Below are 22,118 nucleotides of genomic sequence, written 5' to 3'. Positions count from 1 at the left end.
CCAACGTTGCAAACGTGCCCGCCAGCGGCGATGTTGCCATGCCTGCCGCCACGCCTGCGCAGGGCCGCCAGCGTCCGCCCGTGAGCCAGCAAAGGCAGCAGCCGCCGCGCGCGGAACAACAGAAACAGCAACAGCAGCAGCGCGCGGGAGAGGGCAGGCCGCAGGCCGCGCGCCCGCCGCGCGAGGGGCAGGACAGCCGCGAAAGCCGTGACGCGGCCCGCGCCGCGCGCGAGGCGGAAAAGGCTTTCCGCAACCCGCTGCCGCCGATCACGTATCCGGAAGACTTGCCCGTCTCGGGCCGGCGCGCGGAAATCGCCAAGGCGCTCACTGAAAACCAGGTGATCATCGTCTCGGGCGAGACGGGTTCCGGCAAGACGACCCAATTGCCGAAGATTTGCCTGGAACTGGGGCGTGGACAGAAGGGCTTGATCGGCCACACGCAGCCGCGCCGCATCGCCGCCTCGTCGACGGCCAAGCGCATCGCGCAGGAGCTGGGCACGCCGCTGGGCGAGACGGTCGGCTTCAAGGTGCGCTTTGCCGATACCTTGACGAAGGGCGCATCCGTCAAGCTGATGACGGACGGTATCCTGCTGGCCGAGACGCAGACCGACCCGTTGTTGAAAAATTACGACACCATCATCATCGATGAGGCGCACGAACGCAGCCTGAACATCGATTTCCTGCTCGGCTACCTGAAGCAGCTGCTGCCGCGCCGGCCCGACCTGAAAATCATCATCACCTCGGCGACCATTGATGCGGAACGTTTCGCGCGCCATTTCGGCACGCCGGAAAAACCGGCGCCCGTGATCGAAGTGTCGGGCCGCCTGTACCAGGTGGAAGTGCGCTACCGTCCCGTGGAGCGCGAGCAGGTGGCCATGCCGGGCGCCGGCGCGGGGAATAGCGGCGCCGACAAGCCGGGCCAGCGCACGGCCGCCGCGCGCGAAAAGCGCGACCTGATGGATGCCGTCGTCGATGGCGTGGAAGAACTGTGCCGCATCGGCTCGGGCGACGTGCTGGTGTTCTTGCCGGGCGAGCGCGAAATCCGCGACTGCGCCGAAGCGCTGCGCAAGCACCATCCGCCGCACGTGGAGATTCTGCCCCTGTTCGCCCGCCTGTCGGCCGAGGAGCAGGAGCGCGTGTTTAAAACCAGCAATGCGCGCCGCATCGTGCTGGCCACCAACGTGGCGGAAACCTCGCTGACCGTGCCCGGCATCCGCTATGTGGTCGACGCGGGCCTGGCGCGCGTGAAGCGCTACAGTTATCGCAACAAGGTCGAGCAGCTGCAGGTCGAACCGATCGCCCAGTCGGCCGCCAACCAGCGTGCCGGACGTTGCGGCCGCGTGGCCGATGGCGTCTGCATCCGCCTGTACGAAGAGCAGGATTATTTGCTGCGCCCGAAATTCACGGAACCGGAAATCCTGCGCTCCTCGCTGGCGGCCGTCATCCTGCGCATGAAATCGCTGCACCTGACGGATGTGGAAACCTTCCCCTTCATCGAGCCGCCGCTGGCGCGCGCGGTGGCCGACGGTTATCAATTGCTGCAGGAACTGGGCGCCGTCGATGAAGTGAACAAGCTTACGCCGCTGGGCAACAAGCTGGCCAAGCTGCCGCTGGACCCGCGCGTGGGCCGCATGATTCTCGCCGCGCTCGATAACGCGTGTCTGACGGAAGTGCTGATCGTCGCCTCGGCCCTGTCCGTGCAAGACCCGCGCGACCGCCCGATGGAACACCAGCAGGCGGCCGACGAGGCGCACAAGAAATTCGCCGATGAGAAATCGGAATTCTTGAGTTACCTGAAAATCTGGCGCTGGTTCGAGTCCGCCATCGAGCACAAGAAAACCAACCGCCAGCTGCAAGACAATTGCCGCACGAATTTCCTGTCGCAGATGCGCTTGCGCGAATGGCGCGACGTGCATTCGCAGCTGCTGACCATCGTCAAGGAGCAGGGCTGGCGATTGAATGAGGCGCCGGCCACCTACGACAACCTGCACATGGCCTTGCTGACCGGCTTGCTGGGCAATATCGGCTTCAAGGGCGAGGACGAGCCGGGTGCGGGCTACCTGGGCGCGCGCGGCATCAAGTTCCATATCTGGCCCGGTTCCTCGCTGCTGAAAAAGCCGGGCAAGTGGATCATGGCGGCCGAACTGGTCGACACGACGCGGCTGTACGCGCGCTGCGTGGCGCAGATCCAGCCCGAATGGCTGGAAAAAGTCGGCGTGCATTTGCTGAAGAAATCGTGGGGCGAACCGCGCTGGGAAAAACGCTCGGCGCAGGTGACGGCGTCCGAACGGGCGACTTTGTATGGCCTGGTGGTGTACAGCCAGCGTCGCATCAATTACGGCAATTTCAACTTGCCGGAAGCGCGTGAGATCTTCATTCGCGACGCCCTCGTGGGCGGCGACTTCGACACGCGCGCGCCGTTCTTTGCGCACAACCACAAGCTGATCAAGGACATCGAAAACCTTGAGCACAAATCGCGCCGCCTGGACGTGCTGGTCGACGATGAATTGATCGCCGCCTTCTACGATAAATTGCTGCCGGCGGACGTGTGCAATGGCGCCGGTTTCGAGAAATGGCACAAGGAAGCCACGCGCGAGAACCCGAAGCTGCTGTATTTGAACCGCGAAGAGCTGATGCGCCACGAGGCGGCCGGCGTGACGACGGACCTGTTCCCGAAAACCATGTCGGTGACGGGCCTGGAAATGGGCCTCACGTACCACTTCGAACCGGGCAGCGTGCGCGATGGCGTGACCTTGAGCGTGCCGCTGTATGCCTTGAACCAGTTGCCGCGCGAGCGCTGCGAATGGCTGGTGCCGGGCATGCTGAAGGAAAAAGTGCATCTGCTGCTCAAATCGTTGCCGCAAAAGCTGCGCCGCCACTGCGTGCCGCTGCCCGACTATGCGGCCAAGTTCTGCGAGCGCGTGCACGAGGCGGGCGTGTTCGGCCGCGGCGATCTTGTAGACGCCATCATCCTCGACATCCGCACGCAGATCACCATCAATGTGTTGACGACGGACTTCAAGCCGGAAACCCTGCCTGCCCATCACTTCATGAATTTCAAGGTGATCGACGAGCATGGCCGCCAGCTGGACATGGGCCGCAACCTGGCCACCCTGCAGGCGGAATTCGGCGGCCAGGCGCGCCAGAGTTTCCAGAAGCTGGCCGAGGTGTCGGGCGTGTCCGGCGCGGGCACGCCCGGTGCCAAGGTGGCGGGCGCGCAAGTGGCGTCGCGGCTGCAGGCGCAAGCGCAAGGCGCCAGCGCGGCGACAGGCAAGGGCGCTGCCCCTGCCACGCCAGCGTCGCCGAATGCCACCGTGTCGCAGCACATGGGCTTGACGGGCTGGACCTTTGGCGAATTGCCGGAGTTGCTGGAAATCGTGCAGGGCAAGCTGACCCTGATCGGCTTCCCCGCACTGGTCGACAAGGGTACGCATTGCGACCTGGAAGTGTTCGACGATCCGACCGTGGCCGCGCGCACGCACAAGGTCGGTTTGCGCCGATTGTTCGCGCTGCAAATGAAGGAGCAGATCAAGTACGTCGAGAAAAGCATCCCCGGCTTGCAGCAGATGGGCATGCAATTCATGGCCCTCGGTTCGCAGGAAGAGTTGCGCGAGCAAATCATCAACAAGGCGCTCGACATCGCCTGCCTGCAAGAGCCGCTGCCGCTGGACGCCGCCTCGTTCGCCAAGCGCCAGGCGGAAGGCAAGTCGCGTCTGGTGTTGCTGGTCAACGAAATCGCCCGCCTGCTGTCGCAAGTGCTGACGGAATTCCACGGTTTGCCCAAGCGCTTGCAGAATATTCCTGCGGCGGCCGCATCCGATATCCAGGCGCAGCTGCAGGGACTCGTGCATAAGCGCTTCCTGACGGAAAACGAGTACACGCAGCTGGCGCATTTCCCCCGTTACTTAAAAGCGATCAACGTGCGTCTGGAAAAGCTGCGCGCCGATCCCGCGCGCGACACCAAGTTGATGGCCGAATGGCAATCGGCCGCCGCGCCATACTTGCGCCAGGCCAAGGACCGCCAGGCCGGCAAGAACACGGACCCGAAACTGGTCGACTTCCGCTGGATGCTGGAAGAGCTGCGCGTGTCGCTGTTCGCGCAGGAATTGCGCACGCCGATGCCGGTATCGGCCAAGCGCCTGCAAAAAGTATGGGAGTCCATGCAGCGCTAGGTTTCTAAGCCCCAGGCAAATACCGGGGTCGTACCCTCAGGGTACGACCCCGGTCCTCGTCTGTCGGGTTTGTCCGCTTGCCCACTCAACTACGCTCGTCGCGCCCATCGTCGCCGAGCGCCGAACGCGAACCCAGGTTGCTCTGGCTGCCGCCCGTGCCGGCGCGGCTGCCGCTCATCGAGGTGCCGGACATGCTGCCTTCGCTGCCCGATTGCAGGCTGGCGCCGCCGCGCAAGTCGCTGCCGGATGGCATGCGGCCCGCCGCCATGACGCCGCTGCCGTAGCGCGCGCCGCTGCCATAGAACGCTTCCATCTGCTGGTTCCACGCTTCGCTGCCCATGTCGGGCCAGTTGTTCTTGTCGAAGCCGGGGGCGTCTTTCAGCTGGTTTTTTTCCACGTTGAGCAGGAAGCGCTTGTTGACGGTGTCGAGGGTCAGGCGTTCCCAGGGCACGGCAAACAGCTTGTCGCCCATGCCCAGGATGCCGCCGAAGGACAGCACGGCATAGGCGATCTGGCCGGTGCGCATGTCGAACATGATTTCCTTGATGTCGCCCAGTTCCTCGTCGTTGTGATTGTAGACCTCGTCGCCAAGCAGGGTGTCGGCCCCCATCAGGGCCGGCCCCGGGCCTTTGTGGTTGCGGTACATGCCCAGAATGTCGCGGTCCAGATAGCTCATGGTGTTTTCTCCTCTGTGTAGTGCTGATCGAGTCCTCAGATTACGCAGGCGTACAAGGTGGTGCTTGATCTGCCTCAATGGTGCCGGCGGCACCTTTATCGGTGTGCAAACGCACGGTGTTGGCCACCAATTGCGGTACTCTATGCGTTCTACGGAGGAGACCGCACATGCTGACGATGCAACGCTGCAGAGGGATGAACTTGCGGTACGCTCCACCACGACACGCGCGCGACTTGCCATGGTGAAGCCCGCCACCACATGGCTGCGCGGGCTATTGCGCGCCGGTAAGGCGCAGCAGCGCACGGCGAGCAAGCTGGCCAAGGTGCTGTTCGGGCCCGTGCCGGCCAAGCCCACGCCTAAACCTAAGCCTAAACCCCGCGGCAAGACTGCGGCCAAGGTCAGGCCGACGCCGCGCGCCAGGCCCGCCAGCGACGCCGTGCCCGCCCTGGCGCCGTTTGCCACGTCCCTGTCGCCGCCGCGCGTGCGCAAGCGAACGGCGCCCCCGCCGGGCAAGTGGCTGGCCGCCCACTATGCGCCGTTGCCGGAACTGGGACAGTTGCCGGGCCGGCGCCTGCCGTATTTCCTGTACCTGCCCGACAAGGCGCCAAGCGCCGCCATGCGCAGCCGGGGCCGGCCGCTGCTGGTGATGCTGCACGGCTGTGAACAGAGCGCCACGCAGTTTGCCGAAGGCACGCGCATGAACCGCCTGGCCGAGCGCAAGGGCTATGCCGTGCTGTATCCGCAGCAATCGTTGCGCTCGCATGCGCGTCGTTGCTGGAAGTGGTACGACAAGCTGACGCAGGAGGGCGGCGGCGACGTGCGCCTGATCGTCGGCGCCATCGAGCAGGTGGCGGCCCGCCATGCGATCGACCGCGCGCGCATCTATATCTGCGGCATTTCCGCCGGCGCCGGCATGGCGCATATCGTGGCCCTGAACCATCCCCATCTGTTCGCCGCCCTGGGCCTGCACTCCGGGCCCGTGTTTGGCGCCGGGCATAACCTGATCGGCGCGCTGGGTGTGATGCAGCATGGCGCGGCCGCGCGCGCCGATGCGGCCATCGATGAAGTGCTGGCGCGCCAGCCCGCGTTTCCCCGGCTGCCCACGATCCTGCTGCAAGGGCTGGCCGACAAGGTGGTGCGCCCCATCAATCAGACGCAGCTGGTGCGCCAGAGCGTGCGCGTCAACCGCCTGCCGTTCGATACCGTGGTGACGGCGCAGCGCCTGCCGGGCGGCGCGGCGGGCGGACGCAATCCGGCCCATGCGTACGCCTTGCACGACTATCAGGTGGGCAAGGACGTGCTGCTGCGCGTGGCGCAGGTCGAGCACCTCGAACACGCGTGGAGCGGCGGCGACGCCAGCCTGCCGTTCAACGACAAGGCCAAGCCCGACGCCAGCAGGATGCTGCTCGATTTCTTCGCCAGCCACCGCCGCCGGTAAGCCGCCAATAAGCCGCCAATAAGCCGCCGTGCCGCCCGCCGCAATGGCGCGGCAGGCACTGGTACGCATCGTTCTTCCCTTCCTCGCAGGACCGCTGCCGCGCGCCGGCACGCTGGCCGCGCCCGTTTTAGCCCGGATTCCCAATCCCTCAGTATTATGGATTTTTTGTGAGTGGTATTGCTGCGGTATTTAAAAATCACAAAAACAGGCGCTAAAAATACTAACTGGTATACAATTGGTACACGTTTTCAGTGTCGAACCGTGCCGGCCGTCCCATGCCCCGACGACCGACATGCACTGACGGCAGCCACCCACGTTACGGAACGCGCCATGTCCATCAAGTCCAAGCAGTTGCTGTGGTTTTTTGCGTTTTTTCTCGTCTTTGAACTGAATATCTATCTGTCCAATGACATGATCATGCCGGCGATGCTGGGTATCGTCGGCGAGTTCCGGGCGGAGGAAAAATTCGTCCCCTTGTCGCTGAGCCTGTATCTGCTGGGCGGCAGTTCCCTGCAGATTTTCCTGGGGCCACTGGCCGACACCATCGGCAAGCGCAAGCTCGTGCTGACTGGCAATACCTTGTTCCTGCTGGCCACCCTGGCCGTGCCGTTTGCCACCTCCATCGAGCAATTTCTCGTTGCGCGTTTCATCCAGGGCATGGGCTGCTGCTTCATCTTCGTCGGCTATGCCATGATCCATGAACTGTTCGACGACATGGCCGCCGTCAAGCTGAGCAGCATCCTGTCAAGCACCACCATCCTCGCGCCCCTGGCCGGCCCCATCCTCGGCAGCGCCATCATCAGCCGGCTGGACTGGCGCTACGTGTTTTTCCTCTCGGGCCTGCTGGCGCTGCTGTCCTTGCTGGGCCTGTGCAAGACCATGCCGCGCGCGGCACCCAAGGTCGCGCGCCTGGACCTGGCCGCCATCGTGCGCAGCTACGCGGCCATTTTCAGCAACAAGCGCTTCATGTTCGGCATGTTCACGGCCGGGCTGGCCACCGTGCCCCTGACGGCCTGGATCGGCTTTTCGCCCCTCTTTGTGCTGCAGGACATGGGCGCTTCCTACGCCACGTATATCGCCCTGCAATGCGTGATTTTGTCCGGCTTTGTTCTCAGCAGCATCGCCATCCAGCGCCTGCGCCAGGATTTCCCCCTCGTCTCCCTGCTGCGCTTGGGCGGGCTGATCGCTGCCGCCGGCATGCTGGGCGCCGCTGCGGCCCGCCATCACGTCGACGTGTTTGCGGCCTGCATGTTTGTCTATTCCATCGGCTTCGGCCTGTTCAATGGCGCCCTGATCCGCAGCGCGCTCACGGCCAGCAAGGAATCGATGACCTTGACGACGGCCGCCATGAGCTTGCTGTACTGCATTTATTTGTCCGCCTGGCTGCAGCTGTACAACGTGCTGTGCCAGCGCTTCGGCTATGCGCTGGAAACGTATGCGCTGCTCAATATCCCCGTCATCGTGGCCATCGCCGCCTGCCTGCTGCTGTTTACGCGCGGCATGGCGGGGCGCCGGGAAAGCGAGGTGCTGCTGGCCCGGCACTGATGGCGCAACGATGCGCATGTTGTCGACCTTGTTTTACCTCCTGCGACGTTTATTGACACTCTCCTGCGGAAAATGGTGCGCCCATGAAAATAGATGACCTGGCCTCGAAACACGATCAAGCAAAGATTTTCAACCTGGAATACGAGTTCCGCATCAACCGGCTGAAACTCGATTACATCACCCTGGCCGATGTGCGGCCGGCCGGCAGCGACCTGGAACAATTGGCCGTGGAGCACCAGGCGGGCATCGCCGCCCTGCGCAGCTTCGTCGCCCTGAACTTCAACCATTTCAACGCGGCAAGCTGTTCCTCGCTCAGCTGCATCCCCACGCGCGCGCTCGGCGACGACGAACGCTACCTGCACCGCATCTGGATGGGCGGACCGTTGCCGGCCATCGCAGCCGAAGCGATCGGGCAGTGGGGCGCGGCGCTCGACGAGGTGCGGCGCAACGGCGGCGCGCCGTATGTTTCCATCCTGTGGGTGTGGGATGCGCAGCAGCTGTGCGATGACGAGCGCTTCAGCGCCACGGGCGGCGCCGGGCGCTACACGATAGGCCGCTATGCCATCGGCGGCACGACCCTGCATATCAACTCGCTGCGCGCGCTGGCGCTGGACTTCGCGCCGGCCCGTTTCGGCATACTCGACATCCTGCATACGCAGCGCTACTTCGCCACCCTGTCCGATTATTTCCGCATCCTCATCATGTGCGAATACGGCGGCATGTATATGGATGTCGACACGATCCCGCACAATCCGGCGACGATTTTCCTGATGCAGCCGGAAGTGCCCGATTATTTCCAGCGCAGTGATGATGACAGCGAAGAGCGCCGGCATGTCAGCTGGATGAATCTGTTTCTCGATGAAACGGGCATGCTGATCGCCAAGAAGAACGATGCCGCGTTGCGCGTGATCCAGCGCAATGTGAACCTTGCCTATGCGGACATCGCCGCGCAGGTTCCCCGTTCCTGCCCGCAATTCGAGGCGCGGCTGTTTGGCCAGTTCTATGCGGAATGGAAGAAAAACCTGGGCGTGACCGTGCTCAGCCATGCCGAGTTTTACCAGCGCTACTGCGTGCTGTATGACGGCGCGCGGGAAGCGGTGGCGGGCGGCATCCGCGGCATGCGGCTGCTGGACGATATCATTACCGAGATGCACATCCCGCTCAGCGACGAGGAGCGGCGCGCGTATGCGCGCTGCGTGGCGCGGCTCGATGAAATCGACTGGCAACTCGACGATCCCCTGAGCCTGCCCGACATCGTCGACGTGTTCGACATCGAGGAGGTGCCGCGCATGGCGTATGCGGCCCAGCTGCGGGCGGACATCGAGCATTTTCACTATTATTCGGTGTTGTCGGACGACCCGCAGCTCGATCGCGTGAATGCCGTCTTTTGCCGCTACCTGCTGGCCCACCGTTCGCAGCATATTGCCGCCGGCAATTTCTGGCGCCCCACCGTGGGCCGGCACGGCAGCCGCATGCCGGCCGCCGGCGATGCCGCGCCGTTGGCCGACGAGTTGCAGGCGGGCCTGCTGTCGCATGCGCCGCTCAAGCTGGTGCCGGGCGAGTTGCTGGGCGACGAGGAAAAGAACCGCATGGCCAAATTGCTGTTTGCCACCAGCTACCTCGAATACTGCTCGTTCGGCAATAAACTCAATCTGCAATTCGTCGAATTGCAGCGGCGGCAGAACATCGACCCTTACCTGGCGCATATCCATGGCTTGCATGACGAGGACGGGCGCTTCATCGGCTTTTTCACGGCCGCGACGATGGACGAGTTCCAGGCCTGCGGCGCCGTCTCCTATTACCGCGACGACATGAAGGCGCTCGACGATGCGTATGACGCCTTCGTGCTCGCGCATGCGCGCGCCGACGACTGTTTCGTCAGCAGCCTGGCCATCGACGAGAAATACCGGGGTCAGGGTTTATTCAGACAGATGTTCCACGAGATCCGCGACCTGGCCAGCCGCAAGGGCTGTGCGCGCATCACCCTGACGGTGTGGGAAAAGAGCGAAGCGCTGCAAGTGTATCTGCACAAGGGTTTTCGCAGCGTGGGCACGTTCGACTATGCCTACAGCCTGTTCTATGACCGGCTGCACTTTCTCGTGTACGAGGGCAACTGAGGAAGGCAACTGAGGAAGGAAACTGAGGCAGAACAGGGGCGGCCGGCAGCCGCCCCGTGATGCAATTACAGGGCCAGGAAAGCCAGGCCCGCCACGGCGGTGGGCAGCAGGGCGCCGGCCAGCAGGCCGACGGCGCCGATCGATTCATCCTTGAAGCCGCGGCGCAGCAGGGCCACGCCGGCGGGATTCGGCGCATTGGCGATGACGGTCAGGCCGCCGCCGGCCACGGCGCCGGCCATCAGCATGTATTTCGCTTCGTCCGTCATGCCGACGATCAGCGAACCGAGGTAAGTGAGGGCTGCATTGTCCGTAATCGCCGTCAAGCCCAGGGCGCCGAAGAACAGGGCCAGCGGCTTCAAGCTCGAGACGATGGGCTGCAGCCACCATTGCTGCATGCCGCCCAGCACCACCAGGCCGCCGAGGAAGAAGCCGACCAGCAAGCCTTCCTTCAGGATCAGCGGGCTTTGATAGCGTTCATACGCCTGCACGAAGCCGAGGAAGAACAGGAACAGGCCGATGAACAGCACGGGATGGTGCGCCAGGGTGACGACACCGGCCAGCACGATCATGTGCACGAGGCTGACGGCCAGCGGCACCTTGGGCGCTTCCACGTCGCCGGCTTTCGGCTTGATGTCGGAGGTGTTGCTGTGCAGGTATTTGCGCAGCAGGATGCTCACGCCCGTGGCGTTGACCAGCACGGCGATGGCCGCCTTCCAGCCGAAATGGGTGGCCATGTAGGCGCTATCCCAGTTCCACGTGGTGGCCACCATCAGCACGGGCGGCGCCGCGTACGAGGTGAGGGTGCCGCCGATGGACACGTTGACGAACAGCACGCCCAGCGCGCCGTATTTCAGCCATTCAGGGATGCCCGGGCGGAAGATTTGCGGCGCCAGCATCAGCGCGGCCAGGGTCATGGCGGCCGGTTCCGTGATCAGGGAGCCCGTCAGGGGCACGAGCGCCAGGCCCAGCCAGACGAGGGCCAGTTCCGTGCGCAGCGGCATCACGCGCGCCACGCTTTTCAACAGGCGCTGCACGGCGTCGAGCACGGGGCGCGAGGCGGCCACGACCATGACGACAAAGACGAACAGCGGCTCCGTGTAATGGCGCGACTCGGCATACTCGATGGCCGCATCGCCGCCCGAGACAAAGGCCATGATGATGATCAGGATGAAGGCCCAGAAGCCGAACACGACTTCCACTTCGCCCAGCAAGTGCAGCAGGCCCGCATGGCGGGGATGGCGTCGCGACAAGGTTTCAAACGACTTGGCGGCGAAGGTGTGGATGAGCGCAAGGCCGAAGACGATGGCGCTGATGAGTTGGATGGTGGTCAAATGCGTTTCCTTATGGACGGAGGAGGCCGACTGGTGCGTTGCCAGACGGTAAGGAGAGTGCTTATGGTACAGCAATCGATGCCAAAAACGGGGTTTTTCGGACATGGCGGGACGGCCTGCGGGAACGCGCCGAGCAGATAAGCCTTGCCAAAAGCGGGGCTGGATAGTACTGTATATGCATACAGTATTCATCTCTATATTCAATTATGCAACATTCCGAATTGATGGCCGCGCCGGAAGCCTTGCACCCGTCTTTATGGCGCGCATCGCAGCTGGGCCAAGGCGCCACGCGCTGCCTGGACACGGGCTTTGCCGCCCTGTCCGCGCAACTGCCCGGCGGCGGCTGGCCCAGTGGCAGCCTCATCGATCTGCTGGTGCAGCAGCCGGGCAGCGGCGAATTGCGCCTGCTGGCGCCCGCGCTGGCGCAGTTGCCGGGCTTGCCCATCGTGCTGCTGCAGCCACCCCATCCGCCGCAGGCGCTGGCCCTGGCCGCGCAGGGCCTGGCGCCGTCGCAACTGCTGTGGCTCAAGAGCGCCGGCAGCAAGGATGCCTTGTGGGCGGCGGAAAACATCTTGCGCAGCGGCACGTGCGGCGCCTTGCTGTTCTGGCAATCGCACGTGCGCGCCGACAGCCTGCGCCGCCTGCACCTGGCCGCGCAGTCCGGCAACACCCTGTTCTGCATGCTGCGCCCCTTGCACGGCGTGCAGGATGCGTCGCCCGCGCCGCTGCGCCTGTCCGTGCGCCCGGCCGCCGGCGGCATCGAGATCGGCTTCATCAAGCGCCGGGGACCGCAGCGCGACGCGCCCCTGTTCCTGCCCCTGCAACCCCCTTCTTTACTGCTGCGTCATGCGACTCTGGATCGGCCTGTGCCTGCCCCGGCTCCCGCTCGAAGTGTTTTGCCCGCGCTGGTCGGCTGACATTCTCGGCGTGGTGCTGGAGCAGGAGCAAGTGATGGCCTTGTCGCCGCTGGCGCGGGCCGCCGGCGTCAAGCCGGGCATGCGCCGCGCGGGCGCCCTGATGCTGGCGCCGCAGGCGCGCCTGCACGAACGTTCGCCCGAGCTGGAAGCGCAAGCCCTGCAGGCGGTGGCGCTGGCGCTGCTGCAATACTCGCCGCTGGTGGCGCAGGGCGAGGAAGCGACCCTGCTCGTTGATGCGGGCGCCAGCCTGCGTCTGTTCGGCGGCGTGCGCGCCCTGTGCCGGCACATCGCGGCCAGCTTGCGCGCCCTCGGCTACACGGCCCAGCTGTCGTGCGCCCCCACGGCGCGCGGCGCCTGGCTGCTGGCGCGCGCCGGTACGCGCCAGGGCCGCGTGCTGGGCATGGAGAGTCTCGTGCGCCGTCTCGACCGCCTGCCGTGCGCCTTGCTGCCGCCCGCACGCCCATATCTCGACTGGTTCGAGGGCATCGGCTGCCGCACTCTGGGGCAGTTGCGCCACTTGCCCCGGCCCGGCCTGCAGCGCCGCTGCGGTGCCGCCCTGCTGGACATGCTCGACGAGGCGCATGGCCACAGCACGGAATTGTTCGTGTGGCTCGAAGCGCCGCCCACCTTCCGCGCCAGCCTGGAATTGTTCGACCGCGTGGAGCACGCCGACGCGCTGCTGTTCGGCGCGCGCCGGCTGCTGCAGCAAATGACGGGCTGGCTGTGCGCGCGGCAATTCGCCGTCGAGCGCATCCAGCTGATGCTGGCGCACGAACGGGGCAGGGTGGCGCGCCCGCCCACCGTCATCGAGCTGGCGCTGGGCGAGGCCGTCTGGCGCGACGAGCACCTGGTGCGCTTGCTCAAGGAGCGCCTGGCGCAGCTGGCGCTGGACGCGCCCGTGATCGGCCTGACCCTGGAAGCGCTGCAGGTGAAGCCGATGGCGCCGCCCAGCGAGAGCCTGTTCCCCGAGCCGGGCGGCACGCCGCAGGAACGCCAGCGTCTGCTGGAATTGCTGGTGGCGCGCCTGGGTAGCGAGAATGTCTTGCAGGCCGTGCCGCGCGCCGATTACCGGCCCGAAGCGGCCAACCAGTGGCTGCCGCTGCCGGACAAGCCGGGCCGCAAGAATGTGCCACCGGACTTGCCGCCCGGCTTGTCCGGCATGCCCCGTCCCGGCTGGCTGCTGGCCCAGCCCATCGCCCTCTTGATGCGCGAACACCGGCCGTTTTATGGCTCGCCGTTGAAAATGGTGTCCGTGGCCGAACGCATCGAGGCGGGCTGGTGGGGGCAGTCGCAGGCGCGCGATTATTTCATCGCCGAAGGACTCGACCACGCCCACTACTGGGTCTACCGCGAACGCATCGCCGGCAGCGGCGAGGATGCCGCGCCGCGCTGGTTCCTGCATGGCTTGTTTGGCTGAAGGGCTGTCCTGCTGAAACTGCCATGCTTGGCTATACTTGCCTTCTTGTGCCGCGTCATCCACTTCAATAAGGATTTTCATGCCCCAACTTTCCGACTTCCCCATCACCGAGAAATGGCCTGCCCGGCATCCCGAGCGCCTGCAGCTGTATTCGCTGCCGACGCCGAACGGCATCAAGGTCTCCATCCTGCTGGAAGAGCTGGGCCTGGCGTACGAGCCGCACCTGGTCAGCTTCGAGCGGAACGACCAGTTGTCGCCCGCCTTCCTGTCCCTCAATCCGAACAACAAGATTCCCGCCATCCTCGACCCGGACGGCCCCGGTGGCAAGCCGCTGGCCCTGTTCGAGTCGGGCGCCATCCTGCTGTACCTGGCCGAGAAGACGGGCAAGTTCATCCCCCAGGACGCGGGCCTGCGCTATGAAACGATCCAATGGCTGATGTTCCAGATGGGCGGTATCGGTCCCATGTTCGGCCAGGTGGGCTTCTTCCACAAATTCGCCGGCAAGGATTACGAAGACAAGCGTCCGCTCGAGCGCTATCTGGGCGAAGCGAAGCGCCTGTTGGGCGTGCTCGAGCAGCGCCTGCAGGGCCGCGACTGGATCATGGGTAGCCAGTACACGATTGCCGACATCGCGATCTTCCCGTGGGTGCGCTGCCTGGTGGGCTTCTATGGCGCAGGCGAGCTCGTCGGGTTTGCCAATTTCCCGCACGTGCAGCGCGTGCTGGACGCCTTCCTTGCCCGTCCCGCCGTCATCAAGGGGATCGACATCCCGCAACGCGGATAACACAGGCGGCGGCCGGGCGGCGCTACAATGCGCCTTCGGCCGCCCTGTGCGGCAGCTTGAGATCTGACACTGTATGAAATCCACCCGGCAAGATTTTCCCGGCGCGCACGGCCATGTGCTGGCGGCGCGGCTCGATGCCCCCGACGGCGCCATCCGCGCCTACGCGCTGTTCGCCCACTGCTTTACCTGCGGCAAGGACGTGCTGGCCGCGCGGCGCATCGCGCAAGGCTTGACGGAACATGGCATCGCCGTGCTGCGCTTCGACTTTACGGGGCTGGGCGCCAGCGAAGGGGAGTTCGCCGCCACCAATTTTTCGTCTAACGTGGACGACCTGGTCGCCGCCGCCGACTTTTTGCGGGCCAGACATGCCGCGCCGCAATTGCTGATCGGCCATAGCCTGGGCGGCGCCGCCGTGCTGGCCGCCGCCGCGCAGGTGCCGGAAGCCACCGCCATCGCCACCCTGGCAGCACCGAGCACGCCCGCCTACGTGACGCGCATGTTCAGCGCGCACCTGGAACAAATCGCCGCTGAAGGCGAGGCGCTGGTGCGGCTGGAAGGGCGGCCCTTCCGCATCCGCCAGCAATTCGTCGACGACGCGGGCAGCCACAGCCTGAAGGAGCACATCGCCGGCCTGCGCCGCGCCCTGCTGGTGATGCACGCGCCGCAGGACACGACGGTGAGCCTGTCGAACGCGATGGATATCTTTACGGCCGCGAAGCACCCGAAAAGCTTCGTTTCGCTCGACGACGCCGACCACTTGCTGACGGGGCGCGATGACGCGGCGTATGTCGCCAACGTGATCGCCGCGTGGAGCGCGCGTTATTTGAACTAAGTTGTCGCCCATGAAAAACGCCGCGGCAGCAGAAGCTGGCGCGGCGCGGATACTATTGGTACTTTACAACACCTGACAAAATCGTAGCGAGCGGCAGTGATTTGTGGCCGAGAAGCGCAGCCGTGCTAAAGCACGGTGAGCATCGCCAGCCGCAAAGCGCGACGCGCAGTAGATTTGGTCAGGTGTTCTCAGTCTTCGTCAAATTCGGCGGATAAGTCCTTCCAGCCCTTGCTCACGGCAAAGGCGGAAAATTCTTCCGGCGCTTCCAGGACGATCAGTTTCTTGTCTTGCAAGCCCAGGTCGCCATGGCCGAAGTCGGGGCCCACGTAGCCGAGGCTGCGCAAGCGGGCCAGGATGTGGCCGACCAGGGTCTTGTCTTTGCAGGCGCCCGCTTCGAGGGGGGCGGCGAAATCGACGTAGACGTCGATGATGCCGTAGCCTTCGTCGAAGATGCGGATGGCCTTGATGTCGTGGGCGCGGCCGGAGCCGTCGGTGGCCTTGAAGGGGCCGCTGAGCTGGATGTCGGTGTCATTGTTCATGCCGCCAGCATACACCAAAAGCCGACCCTGCATGAGGGGCGTCATGCAACCCGTCCCTGGATGGGGCATGTAAAAATTTCTTACAAATTCTTTGCCGTCTGGGGCGTTTTTCGCCAATTTCAAGGCCTTGAAAGGGCGTTGGCAGGCCGTATATCGGTAACAGGCGGATGCTCACGGTGAGGTCCGCCCCTCTTATCGCTTCATTTGAAAAGGATATTTATCATGCGTACTTTTGACCTTGCTCCTCTGTATCGTTCCGCCATTGGCTTTGACCGTCTGGCACAACTGCTCAATGAACAACGCACCGATGCGCAACCCAGCTATCCGCCCTACAACATCGAACTGGTGTCGGAAGACAAGTACCGCATCGTGATGGCTTTGGCCGGCTTCTCGCGCGAAGAGATCGACATCATCACCGAACGCGACTCGCTGCACGTCACGGGCCGCAAGCAGAAGGATGGCGTCGAGCGCACGTTCTTGCACCGCGGCATCGCTGCCCGCGATTTCGAACAGCGCTTCCAGCTGGCCAACCACGTCAAGGTTACGGGTGCCACGTTTGAAAACGGCATGCTGACCATCGACCTGGTGCGTGAAGTACCGGAAGCGCTGAAACCGCGCAAGATCGAGATCGGCTCCGGCAGCGGCGCCACCGTCAGCGCGTTGGAACAGCGTCAGGCGGCTTGATCTGATCGTGGCGCCCTCCGGGCGCCCGGGCAGGTTCCCTTCATGCAGTAAAATACTGGCCGGTTGATCCGGCCAGTGTCACGTCCGGAGCCCGTTCGGGCCCTTCATCGCCCGCCATGCGCGGTGCGCGCGGCACGCAAGATTAAATCCTGCTTAAAGGCGCAAATGCCTGTTTCCAAATGGAAAAATGTTAAGCACCGTCTAAGACTCGTGGCCCACTATTGCATACATCAAAATCTCATTGAATGAGGAGCAATTCATGGAACAGCAAACGAATACCGCATCCCTGAAAATCAAACGCACCGTAGCCGCGCTGGCCGCGATCGGTGTGCTGGGCGCCGGTGGCGCCATGGTGGTGCATCAGAACAATGCCGGCGCGAATGCCGCAGCGGCCGCGGCCGCCCCTGTGGCAGCGGCAGTCGCGCCTGCAGCAAGCGCGCCGCTGGTGGCCTTGCCCGACTTTAGCCAGATTGCCGCGCGCAACAGCCCGGCCGTCGTCAATATCAGCGTGACGGGCAGCACCAAGGTGGCGTATGACCCCTCTGCCCAGGCCGGCAACGACGATTTCGGCAACGACCCCTTCTTCGAATTCTTCCGCCGCTTCCAGGGGCCGCAAGGCGGGCAGCGCGGTGGCCGCGACGTGCCCACGCACGGTCTCGGCTCCGGCTTCATCGTCAGCCCGGACGGCGTCATCATGACGAACGCCCACGTGGTGCGCGATGCGCGCGAAGTGACCGTCAAGCTCAACGACCGCCGCGAATTCCGCGCCAAGGTGCTGGGCACGGATCCGAAGACGGACATCGCCGTGCTGAAGATCGACGCCAACAACCTGCCCGTCGTGCCGCTCGGCCATTCGAGTGACTTGAAAGTGGGCGAGTGGGTGCTGGCCATCGGTTCGCCTTATGGCTTCGACAGCACGGTGACGGCCGGCGTCGTCAGCGCCAAGGGCCGTTCCCTGCCGGACGACAGCAATGTGCCGTTCATCCAGACGGACGTGGCGGTGAACCCCGGCAACTCGGGCGGTCCGCTGTTCAACACGCGCGGCGAAGTGGTCGGCATCAATTCGCAGATCTACAGCCAGACGGGTGGCTTCCAGGGCCTGTCGTTCGCCATCCCGATCGACCTGGCCGGCCGCATCAAGGACCAGATCGTCGCCACGGGCAAGGCCAGCCACGCCAAGCTGGGCGTGACGGTGCAGGAAGTCAACCAGGGCTTCGCCGACTCGTTCAAGCTGGCCACGCCGGAAGGCGCGCTGGTGGCCAACGTGGAGCGGGGCAGCCCGGCCGACAAGGCGGGCCTGAAATCGGGCGACGTGGTGCGCAAGGTGAATGGCCAGCGCATCATCGGTTCGGCCGACTTGCCGGCGCTCGTGGGTACGTCCTTGCCAGGCGACAAGATCAGCATGGATGTCTGGCGTGACGGCAAGATCGTCAGCCTGACAGCAACCCTGGGCAATGCGGCCGACAAGGTGGCCGAAGTGGCGAAGAGCGACAGCGCCGCCGGCAAGGTAAAGCTGGGCCTGGCCCTGCGTCCGTTACAATCGGATGAAAAACGCGAGGCGGGCATCAGCGCCGGCCTGCTGGTGGAAGACGCGGGCGGTGCCGCCGCGAATGCCGGAGTGCAGCCGGGCGACGTGCTATTGTCGGTCAATGGCCGTCCTGTCAACACGGTCGAGCAGGTGCGCGACGTGGTGGAAAAATCCGCCAAGTCGGTGGCCTTGCTGATCCAGCGGGGACCGGACAAGATATTCATTCCCGTGCGTTTGGGCTGAAAACAAGAGTAACTAGAGAGAGGCAAGCCATGCGCTTATTGCTGGTAGAAGACGATACGATGATCGGCGAGGTGGTGCTCGACTTGCTGCGCGCCGAGCATTACGCGGTGGACTGGGTCAAGGATGGCGACATGGCCGACACGGCCCTGCAGACGCAGACCTATGACCTGGTGCTGCTGGACCTGGGCTTGCCGCGCAAGGACGGCCTCGACGTGCTGCGCTCGATGCGTCTGCGCAAGCTCGACACCCCGGTGCTGGTGGCCACGGCGCGCGACGCCATCGAGCAGCGCATCGCGGGCCTCGACGCGGGCGCCGACGATTACGTCCTGAAACCTTACGACCTCGACGAATTGCTGGCGCGCATACGCGCCTTGCTGCGGCGCGCCTCGGGGCGGCCGGAACCGGTCTTCGAGCACCAGGGCGTCTCCATCAATCCGCTGACGCGCGAAGTGATCGCCGAGGGCCATCCGGTCAACCTGTCGGCGCGCGAATGGGCCGTGCTGGAAGCCTTGATCGCGCGTCCCGGCATCGTGCTGTCGCGCGCGCAGCTGGAAGAAAAACTGTACAGCTGGAAGGATGAAGTCAACAGCAATGCCGTGGAAGTGTATATCCATGGCTTGCGCAAGAAGCTGGGCAGCGACTTGATCCAGAACGTGCGCGGCCTCGGCTACATGGTGCCCAAGGCATGAGGATGAAGGTCACGGTGACGCATTCGCTGCGCGGCCGCCTGCTGTGGTTTTTGCTGGCGGCCATCATCATGGCGGCCCTGGCGCAGGCGTCGATCGCCTACCGCAGCGCCCTGTACGACGCCGACCAGATCTTCGACTACCACATGCAGCAGATGGCCCTGTCGCTGCGCTCCGGCGCGCCGCTGGCCAACCATGCGCAAGCGTTGCCGGCCGACCCCGTCAACAACGACATGGTGGTGCAGGTGTGGACGCCGGACGGCGTGCAGGTGTTCCGCTCGATCACGCGCGCGGAATTGCCGCAGCGCGCCGTGCTGGGCTTTTCCAATGTGAAGGCGAACGGCACGACTTACCGCATCTTCTCCGTGCAAACCAGTTCCCAGACCGTGCAGATCGCCCAGGACATGGCCGTCAGGAAGCGCATGGCCGGCAGCCTGGCGCTGCGCACGGTGGGCCCCATCGCGCTGATGGCGCCGATCCTGATGCTGGTCGTCTGGTGGGTCGTCAGCGGTTCGCTGGCGCCCGTCTCGCGCGTGCGCAAGCAGGTGGCGGCGCGCCAGGCGGACGATCTGTCTCCCGTCTCGGAAGCGGGCTTGCCCGATGAAGTGCGCCCGCTCGTGCATGAACTGAATTTGCTGTTCGGACGCGTCAAGACGGCGTTCGACGCGCAGCAGCATTTCGTTGCCGACGCCGCGCATGAATTGCGCACGCCCCTGGCGGCCCTGAAACTGCAGGTATTGAGCCTGGAACGGGCCGAATCGGAAGAAAAACGCAGCCTGGCCATCAGTCGCGTCAGCGCCGGCATCGAGCGGGCCACGCGCCTGGTCGAGCAGTTGCTGGTGCTGGCGCGCCAGGAAGCGAGCGCCGCCAGCGGCGACCAGCTGCAGGCGGTGGACTTGAACGATGTCGTCAAGCGCGCGCTGGGCGACATGGCCGGCATCGCGCAGGCGCGCAAGATCGACCTGGGCCTGCATCACATGGACCCGGCCAAGGTGGCGGGGCAGGCCGATGCGCTCAACATCATGCTGCGCAACCTGGTCGACAACGCCATCAAGTACACGCCGCAGGGCGGCACGGTCGACATCGACCTGCGCGCCAGTCCCGTCGGCGTGACCTTGTCGGTGGAAGACAGCGGCCCCGGCATCCCGCCCGAGGAGCGCGAGCGCGTCTTCAGCCGCTTCTACCGCGTGCCCGGTACGGACGCCAACGGCAGCGGCCTGGGGCTGGCCATCATCAAGGCCATCGCCGAGCGCCATGGCGCGCGCCTGGTGCTGGACAAATCCGAACGCCTGGGCGGCCTGTGCGTGCGCGTGGAATTCCCGCAAGCCGTGAAGAAATAGCGTTTTGATCATGATCTTTGGCGTGTTGCATTGACGTGCGCGCCGTGGCCCTATATTGTCTGCGAAACAAGCAGAACCAGACCACGGAGCGCAGCATGCAGAAGATCGGATTTTCAGGAACCCTCGACCCCATCACCAACGGCCACATGTGGGTGATCGGCGAAGCGCGTTCGCTCGCCGACGAGGTGATCGTGTTCCTGTCGCAAAACCCCGCCAAGAAGCCGCAGTTTCCAGCAGAAGACCGCAAGCGCATCATCGAGCAGAGCGCGCGCGAATGCGGTTGGGACAATGTGCAGGTGGTCATCGTCAAGGGCGACTACACGGCGCGCGCGGCGAAAAAGCACGGCTGCGACTACCTGATCCGCGGCATCCGCACGACGGCCGATTTCGATTATGAAAACCTGATCCAGCAAACGAATGTGGACGTGCTGCAGGGCGCCAAGACCATCTTCGTCATGCCGCCGCGCGACCTCGGCTCCGTCAGCTCCAGCTTCGTCAAGGCGCTGGAAGGCCCCGTCGGTTGGAACTGGACCATGAAGAAATTCGTCCCCGGCCCGGCCTACCAGGCGTGGATACTCGACTGCCTGCGCAAGGAGTGGGAAGCGCTGTGGAACTACGCCACCGCGTCCGACGCCGACATCGCCCTGTTTGACCACTGGTTCGCGCACCTGACGGGGCCGCAAGCGTATGGCGGCGCGGACCGCCACTATCACAACCTCGACCACCTGGTGCACGGCCTGTCCGAGATCCGCGTGTGGGCCGACAATACCTATGCGCCCAAGCGCGACAGCGCGCTGGTCAAGAAGGCGTTCTGGTTCCACGACGCCGTCTACAGCCACGATGAAGACGCCCTGTATTCGAGCGAAGAGGCGAGCGCCCAGCTGTGGCTGGCCAGCGGCCTCGATGCTGGCGACAACCTCGATGTGGCGCAACTGATACGCGCCACCGACCATTTCCAGGGACCGGGCATCAGCCACGCGCTGAAGGACGCCATGCTCAGCGCCGACCTGGCCATCCTCGGCCAGGATGACGAAGTCTATCAAGCCTACACGCAAGCCATCGGCCGCGAATATGCGCACGTGGACCCCGCGCGCTTCAAGCAGCAACGGGGACTGGCCCTGCAGCATTTATGCGGCAAGGCGCAGGCGGGCCAGCTGTTCGGTGATGCGTATTTCGCCGACCAGTACAACGAGCGGGCGATTGAAAACATGCGGAAGGAGATCGCGGCGCTGGCCGGCGGCTGAGTTTAACGGCGGCTCGCTGCCGCATGCAGCAGTGCATCCTCGAGCCGGTCGTTGCCCCAGAACAGTTCGCCGTCGCTGAGGAAGCTGGGCGCGCCGAACAGGTTTAACGCTTGCGCCTGCTGCGTCTGGCGGCGCAGGCGTAGCTTGTTGTCCGGTGTCAACGCCAGCGCCACGATGGCGGGCGCGTCCAGGCCCAGTTCCGCCAACACCTCGCTGACGGCCTCGATGTTGTCGATATCGCGGTCTTCGGCAAAATTCATCGTCATCATGCGGCGCGCAAACGGCGCGATCCAGCCCTGGTCCGCGCCGATCAGGGCCACGCGCATGGGCAGCAGGGCCGTGCGGGGGAAGGTGGCGGGCTGGCGCCATGGCAAGCCGTATTTGTCGCACTGGCGCGCCATGTCGCGCCACGTGTAGTCGCCCTTGATTTTTTGCAAGACGAAGGGCGACGTTTCCCAGCCCAGCGCCTTGAAGACGACGCCCAGCAGGAAGGGTTTCCAGATCACTTGTACCTTCTTTTCACGCGCCAGCGCGTCGATGCGCATGGCGCTCAGGTAGCTGTAGTTGCTGCCGAAGTCGAACCAGAATTCCAGTGTGGCCATGGTGTCTCTTTCCATACGCTCAA

Annotated in this window: 17 protein-coding genes; 13 read left to right on the top strand and 4 right to left on the bottom strand. The window is 64.5% G+C overall.

Translation table 11 applies throughout. The features are described 5' to 3' along the window. The first annotated feature begins 38 nt into the window (after nt 1-38). Complete coding sequence (gene hrpA / locus GCN78_RS02365) at nt 39-4,172, top strand: ATP-dependent RNA helicase HrpA (RefSeq protein ID WP_226939417.1); 4,134 nt, start codon at nt 39-41, stop codon at nt 4,170-4,172. Between the two features lie 85 nt (nt 4,173-4,257). On the opposite strand, the gene GCN78_RS02360 is transcribed toward hrpA, so the two are convergent. Continuing rightward, on the bottom strand, nt 4,258-4,848 hold the full coding sequence (locus GCN78_RS02360; protein WP_152250229.1) for a PRC-barrel domain-containing protein: 591 nt from the start codon (nt 4,846-4,848) through the stop codon (nt 4,258-4,260). Nucleotides 4,849-5,086: 238 nt separating this feature from the next. On the opposite strand from GCN78_RS02360, the gene GCN78_RS02355 reads away from it, so the two are divergent. The 3 genes from GCN78_RS02355 (at nt 5,087) to GCN78_RS02345 (ending at nt 9,948) form a co-directional block, all read left to right on the top strand. After that, a complete protein-coding gene (locus GCN78_RS02355; protein ID WP_152250228.1) occupies nt 5,087-6,286 on the top strand; it encodes an extracellular catalytic domain type 1 short-chain-length polyhydroxyalkanoate depolymerase in 1,200 nt (399 codons plus the stop codon). Between the two features lie 330 nt (nt 6,287-6,616). Then, complete coding sequence (locus GCN78_RS02350) at nt 6,617-7,831, top strand: MFS transporter (RefSeq protein WP_152250227.1); 1,215 nt, start codon at nt 6,617-6,619, stop codon at nt 7,829-7,831. An 83-nt stretch (nt 7,832-7,914) separates the two neighbouring features. Further along, entirely contained in the window at nt 7,915-9,948 is a 2,034-nt protein-coding gene (locus GCN78_RS02345; RefSeq protein WP_152250226.1) for a GNAT family N-acetyltransferase, read from the top strand. A gap of 65 nt (nt 9,949-10,013) precedes the next feature. Here GCN78_RS02345 and GCN78_RS02340 read toward each other — a convergent pair whose 3' ends face one another. After that, entirely contained in the window at nt 10,014-11,279 is a 1,266-nt protein-coding gene (locus GCN78_RS02340; RefSeq protein ID WP_152250225.1) for a putative Na+/H+ antiporter, read from the bottom strand. A gap of 206 nt (nt 11,280-11,485) precedes the next feature. Between GCN78_RS02340 and imuA the strand changes: the two genes are divergently transcribed. The 4 genes from imuA (at nt 11,486) to GCN78_RS02320 (ending at nt 15,229) form a co-directional block, all read left to right on the top strand. Continuing rightward, the gene (gene imuA / locus GCN78_RS02335; protein WP_152250224.1) at nt 11,486-12,196 is read left to right on the top strand and encodes a translesion DNA synthesis-associated protein ImuA; all 711 of its coding nucleotides are present in this window, start codon (nt 11,486-11,488) and stop codon (nt 12,194-12,196) included. Beyond that, nucleotides 12,126-13,613, top strand: a complete 1,488-nt coding sequence (locus GCN78_RS02330) for a Y-family DNA polymerase (RefSeq protein ID WP_152250223.1) — start codon at nt 12,126-12,128, stop codon at nt 13,611-13,613. The genes imuA and GCN78_RS02330 overlap by 71 nt, the downstream gene beginning before the upstream one ends. Nucleotides 13,614-13,692: 79 nt before the next feature. Next, complete coding sequence (locus GCN78_RS02325; RefSeq protein ID WP_152250222.1) at nt 13,693-14,397, top strand: glutathione binding-like protein; 705 nt, start codon at nt 13,693-13,695, stop codon at nt 14,395-14,397. A 73-nt stretch (nt 14,398-14,470) separates the two neighbouring features. Further along, on the top strand, nt 14,471-15,229 hold the full coding sequence (locus GCN78_RS02320; protein WP_152250221.1) for an alpha/beta hydrolase family protein: 759 nt from the start codon (nt 14,471-14,473) through the stop codon (nt 15,227-15,229). A 188-nt stretch (nt 15,230-15,417) separates the two neighbouring features. Here the strand turns inward: GCN78_RS02320 and GCN78_RS02315 are convergent, their stop codons facing one another. Continuing rightward, nucleotides 15,418-15,768: a hypothetical protein gene (locus GCN78_RS02315; RefSeq protein WP_099668403.1), complete on the bottom strand. Its 351-nt coding sequence runs from the start codon at nt 15,766-15,768 to the stop codon at nt 15,418-15,420. A gap of 222 nt (nt 15,769-15,990) precedes the next feature. On the opposite strand from GCN78_RS02315, the gene GCN78_RS02310 reads away from it, so the two are divergent. The 5 genes from GCN78_RS02310 to coaD all read left to right on the top strand — a co-directional run bounded on the left by GCN78_RS02310 (nt 15,991) and on the right by coaD (nt 21,493). Continuing rightward, nucleotides 15,991-16,452, top strand: coding sequence for an Hsp20 family protein (locus tag GCN78_RS02310; RefSeq protein ID WP_152250220.1), 462 nt, complete (start codon nt 15,991-15,993; stop codon nt 16,450-16,452). Nucleotides 16,453-16,711: 259 nt separating this feature from the next. Beyond that, nucleotides 16,712-18,223, top strand: coding sequence for a Do family serine endopeptidase (locus tag GCN78_RS02305; RefSeq protein WP_152250219.1), 1,512 nt, complete (start codon nt 16,712-16,714; stop codon nt 18,221-18,223). A gap of 29 nt (nt 18,224-18,252) precedes the next feature. Further along, a complete protein-coding gene (locus tag GCN78_RS02300) occupies nt 18,253-18,912 on the top strand; it encodes a response regulator (protein WP_034750756.1) in 660 nt (219 codons plus the stop codon). Nucleotides 18,913-18,914: 2 nt separating this feature from the next. Continuing rightward, entirely contained in the window at nt 18,915-20,249 is a 1,335-nt protein-coding gene (locus GCN78_RS02295) for an ATP-binding protein (protein WP_099379071.1), read from the top strand. A gap of 95 nt (nt 20,250-20,344) precedes the next feature. Next, entirely contained in the window at nt 20,345-21,493 is a 1,149-nt protein-coding gene (gene coaD / locus GCN78_RS02290) for a pantetheine-phosphate adenylyltransferase (RefSeq protein ID WP_152250218.1), read from the top strand. Nucleotides 21,494-21,495: 2 nt separating this feature from the next. Here coaD and GCN78_RS02285 read toward each other — a convergent pair whose 3' ends face one another. Then, nucleotides 21,496-22,095 (bottom strand): 2-hydroxychromene-2-carboxylate isomerase, encoded by a 600-nt coding sequence (locus GCN78_RS02285; RefSeq protein ID WP_226939416.1) that lies wholly within the window; start codon nt 22,093-22,095, stop codon nt 21,496-21,498. Nucleotides 22,096-22,118: the final 23 nt, after the last annotated feature.

The organism is Janthinobacterium rivuli, assembly GCF_009208735.1.
GTDB lineage: Bacteria > Pseudomonadota > Gammaproteobacteria > Burkholderiales > Burkholderiaceae_D > Janthinobacterium.
This window is presented reverse-complemented; position numbering and strand designations above follow the sequence as displayed.

Excerpts from the sequence above, each read along its gene's own strand:
- GCN78_RS02285 (WP_226939416.1), bottom strand. The coding sequence starts at position 22,095 with ATGGCCACACTGGAATTCTGGTTCGACTTCGGCAGCAACTACAGCTAC.
- GCN78_RS02310 (WP_152250220.1), top strand. The coding sequence starts at position 15,991 with ATGCGTACTTTTGACCTTGCTCCTCTGTATCGTTCCGCCATTGGCTTT.
- coaD (WP_152250218.1), top strand. The coding sequence starts at position 20,345 with ATGCAGAAGATCGGATTTTCAGGAACCCTCGACCCCATCACCAACGGC.
- GCN78_RS02350 (WP_152250227.1), top strand. The coding sequence starts at position 6,617 with ATGTCCATCAAGTCCAAGCAGTTGCTGTGGTTTTTTGCGTTTTTTCTC.
- GCN78_RS02300 (WP_034750756.1), top strand. The coding sequence starts at position 18,253 with ATGCGCTTATTGCTGGTAGAAGACGATACGATGATCGGCGAGGTGGTG.
- GCN78_RS02305 (WP_152250219.1), top strand. The coding sequence starts at position 16,712 with ATGGAACAGCAAACGAATACCGCATCCCTGAAAATCAAACGCACCGTA.
- GCN78_RS02360 (WP_152250229.1), bottom strand. The coding sequence starts at position 4,848 with ATGAGCTATCTGGACCGCGACATTCTGGGCATGTACCGCAACCACAAA.
- imuA (WP_152250224.1), top strand. The coding sequence starts at position 11,486 with ATGCAACATTCCGAATTGATGGCCGCGCCGGAAGCCTTGCACCCGTCT.
- GCN78_RS02295 (WP_099379071.1), top strand. The coding sequence starts at position 18,915 with ATGAAGGTCACGGTGACGCATTCGCTGCGCGGCCGCCTGCTGTGGTTT.
- GCN78_RS02355 (WP_152250228.1), top strand. The coding sequence starts at position 5,087 with ATGGTGAAGCCCGCCACCACATGGCTGCGCGGGCTATTGCGCGCCGGT.
- GCN78_RS02345 (WP_152250226.1), top strand. The coding sequence starts at position 7,915 with ATGAAAATAGATGACCTGGCCTCGAAACACGATCAAGCAAAGATTTTC.
- hrpA (WP_226939417.1), top strand. The coding sequence starts at position 39 with ATGCCTGCCGCCACGCCTGCGCAGGGCCGCCAGCGTCCGCCCGTGAGC.
- GCN78_RS02330 (WP_152250223.1), top strand. The coding sequence starts at position 12,126 with ATGCGACTCTGGATCGGCCTGTGCCTGCCCCGGCTCCCGCTCGAAGTG.
- GCN78_RS02315 (WP_099668403.1), bottom strand. The coding sequence starts at position 15,768 with ATGAACAATGACACCGACATCCAGCTCAGCGGCCCCTTCAAGGCCACC.
- GCN78_RS02325 (WP_152250222.1), top strand. The coding sequence starts at position 13,693 with ATGCCCCAACTTTCCGACTTCCCCATCACCGAGAAATGGCCTGCCCGG.
- GCN78_RS02320 (WP_152250221.1), top strand. The coding sequence starts at position 14,471 with ATGAAATCCACCCGGCAAGATTTTCCCGGCGCGCACGGCCATGTGCTG.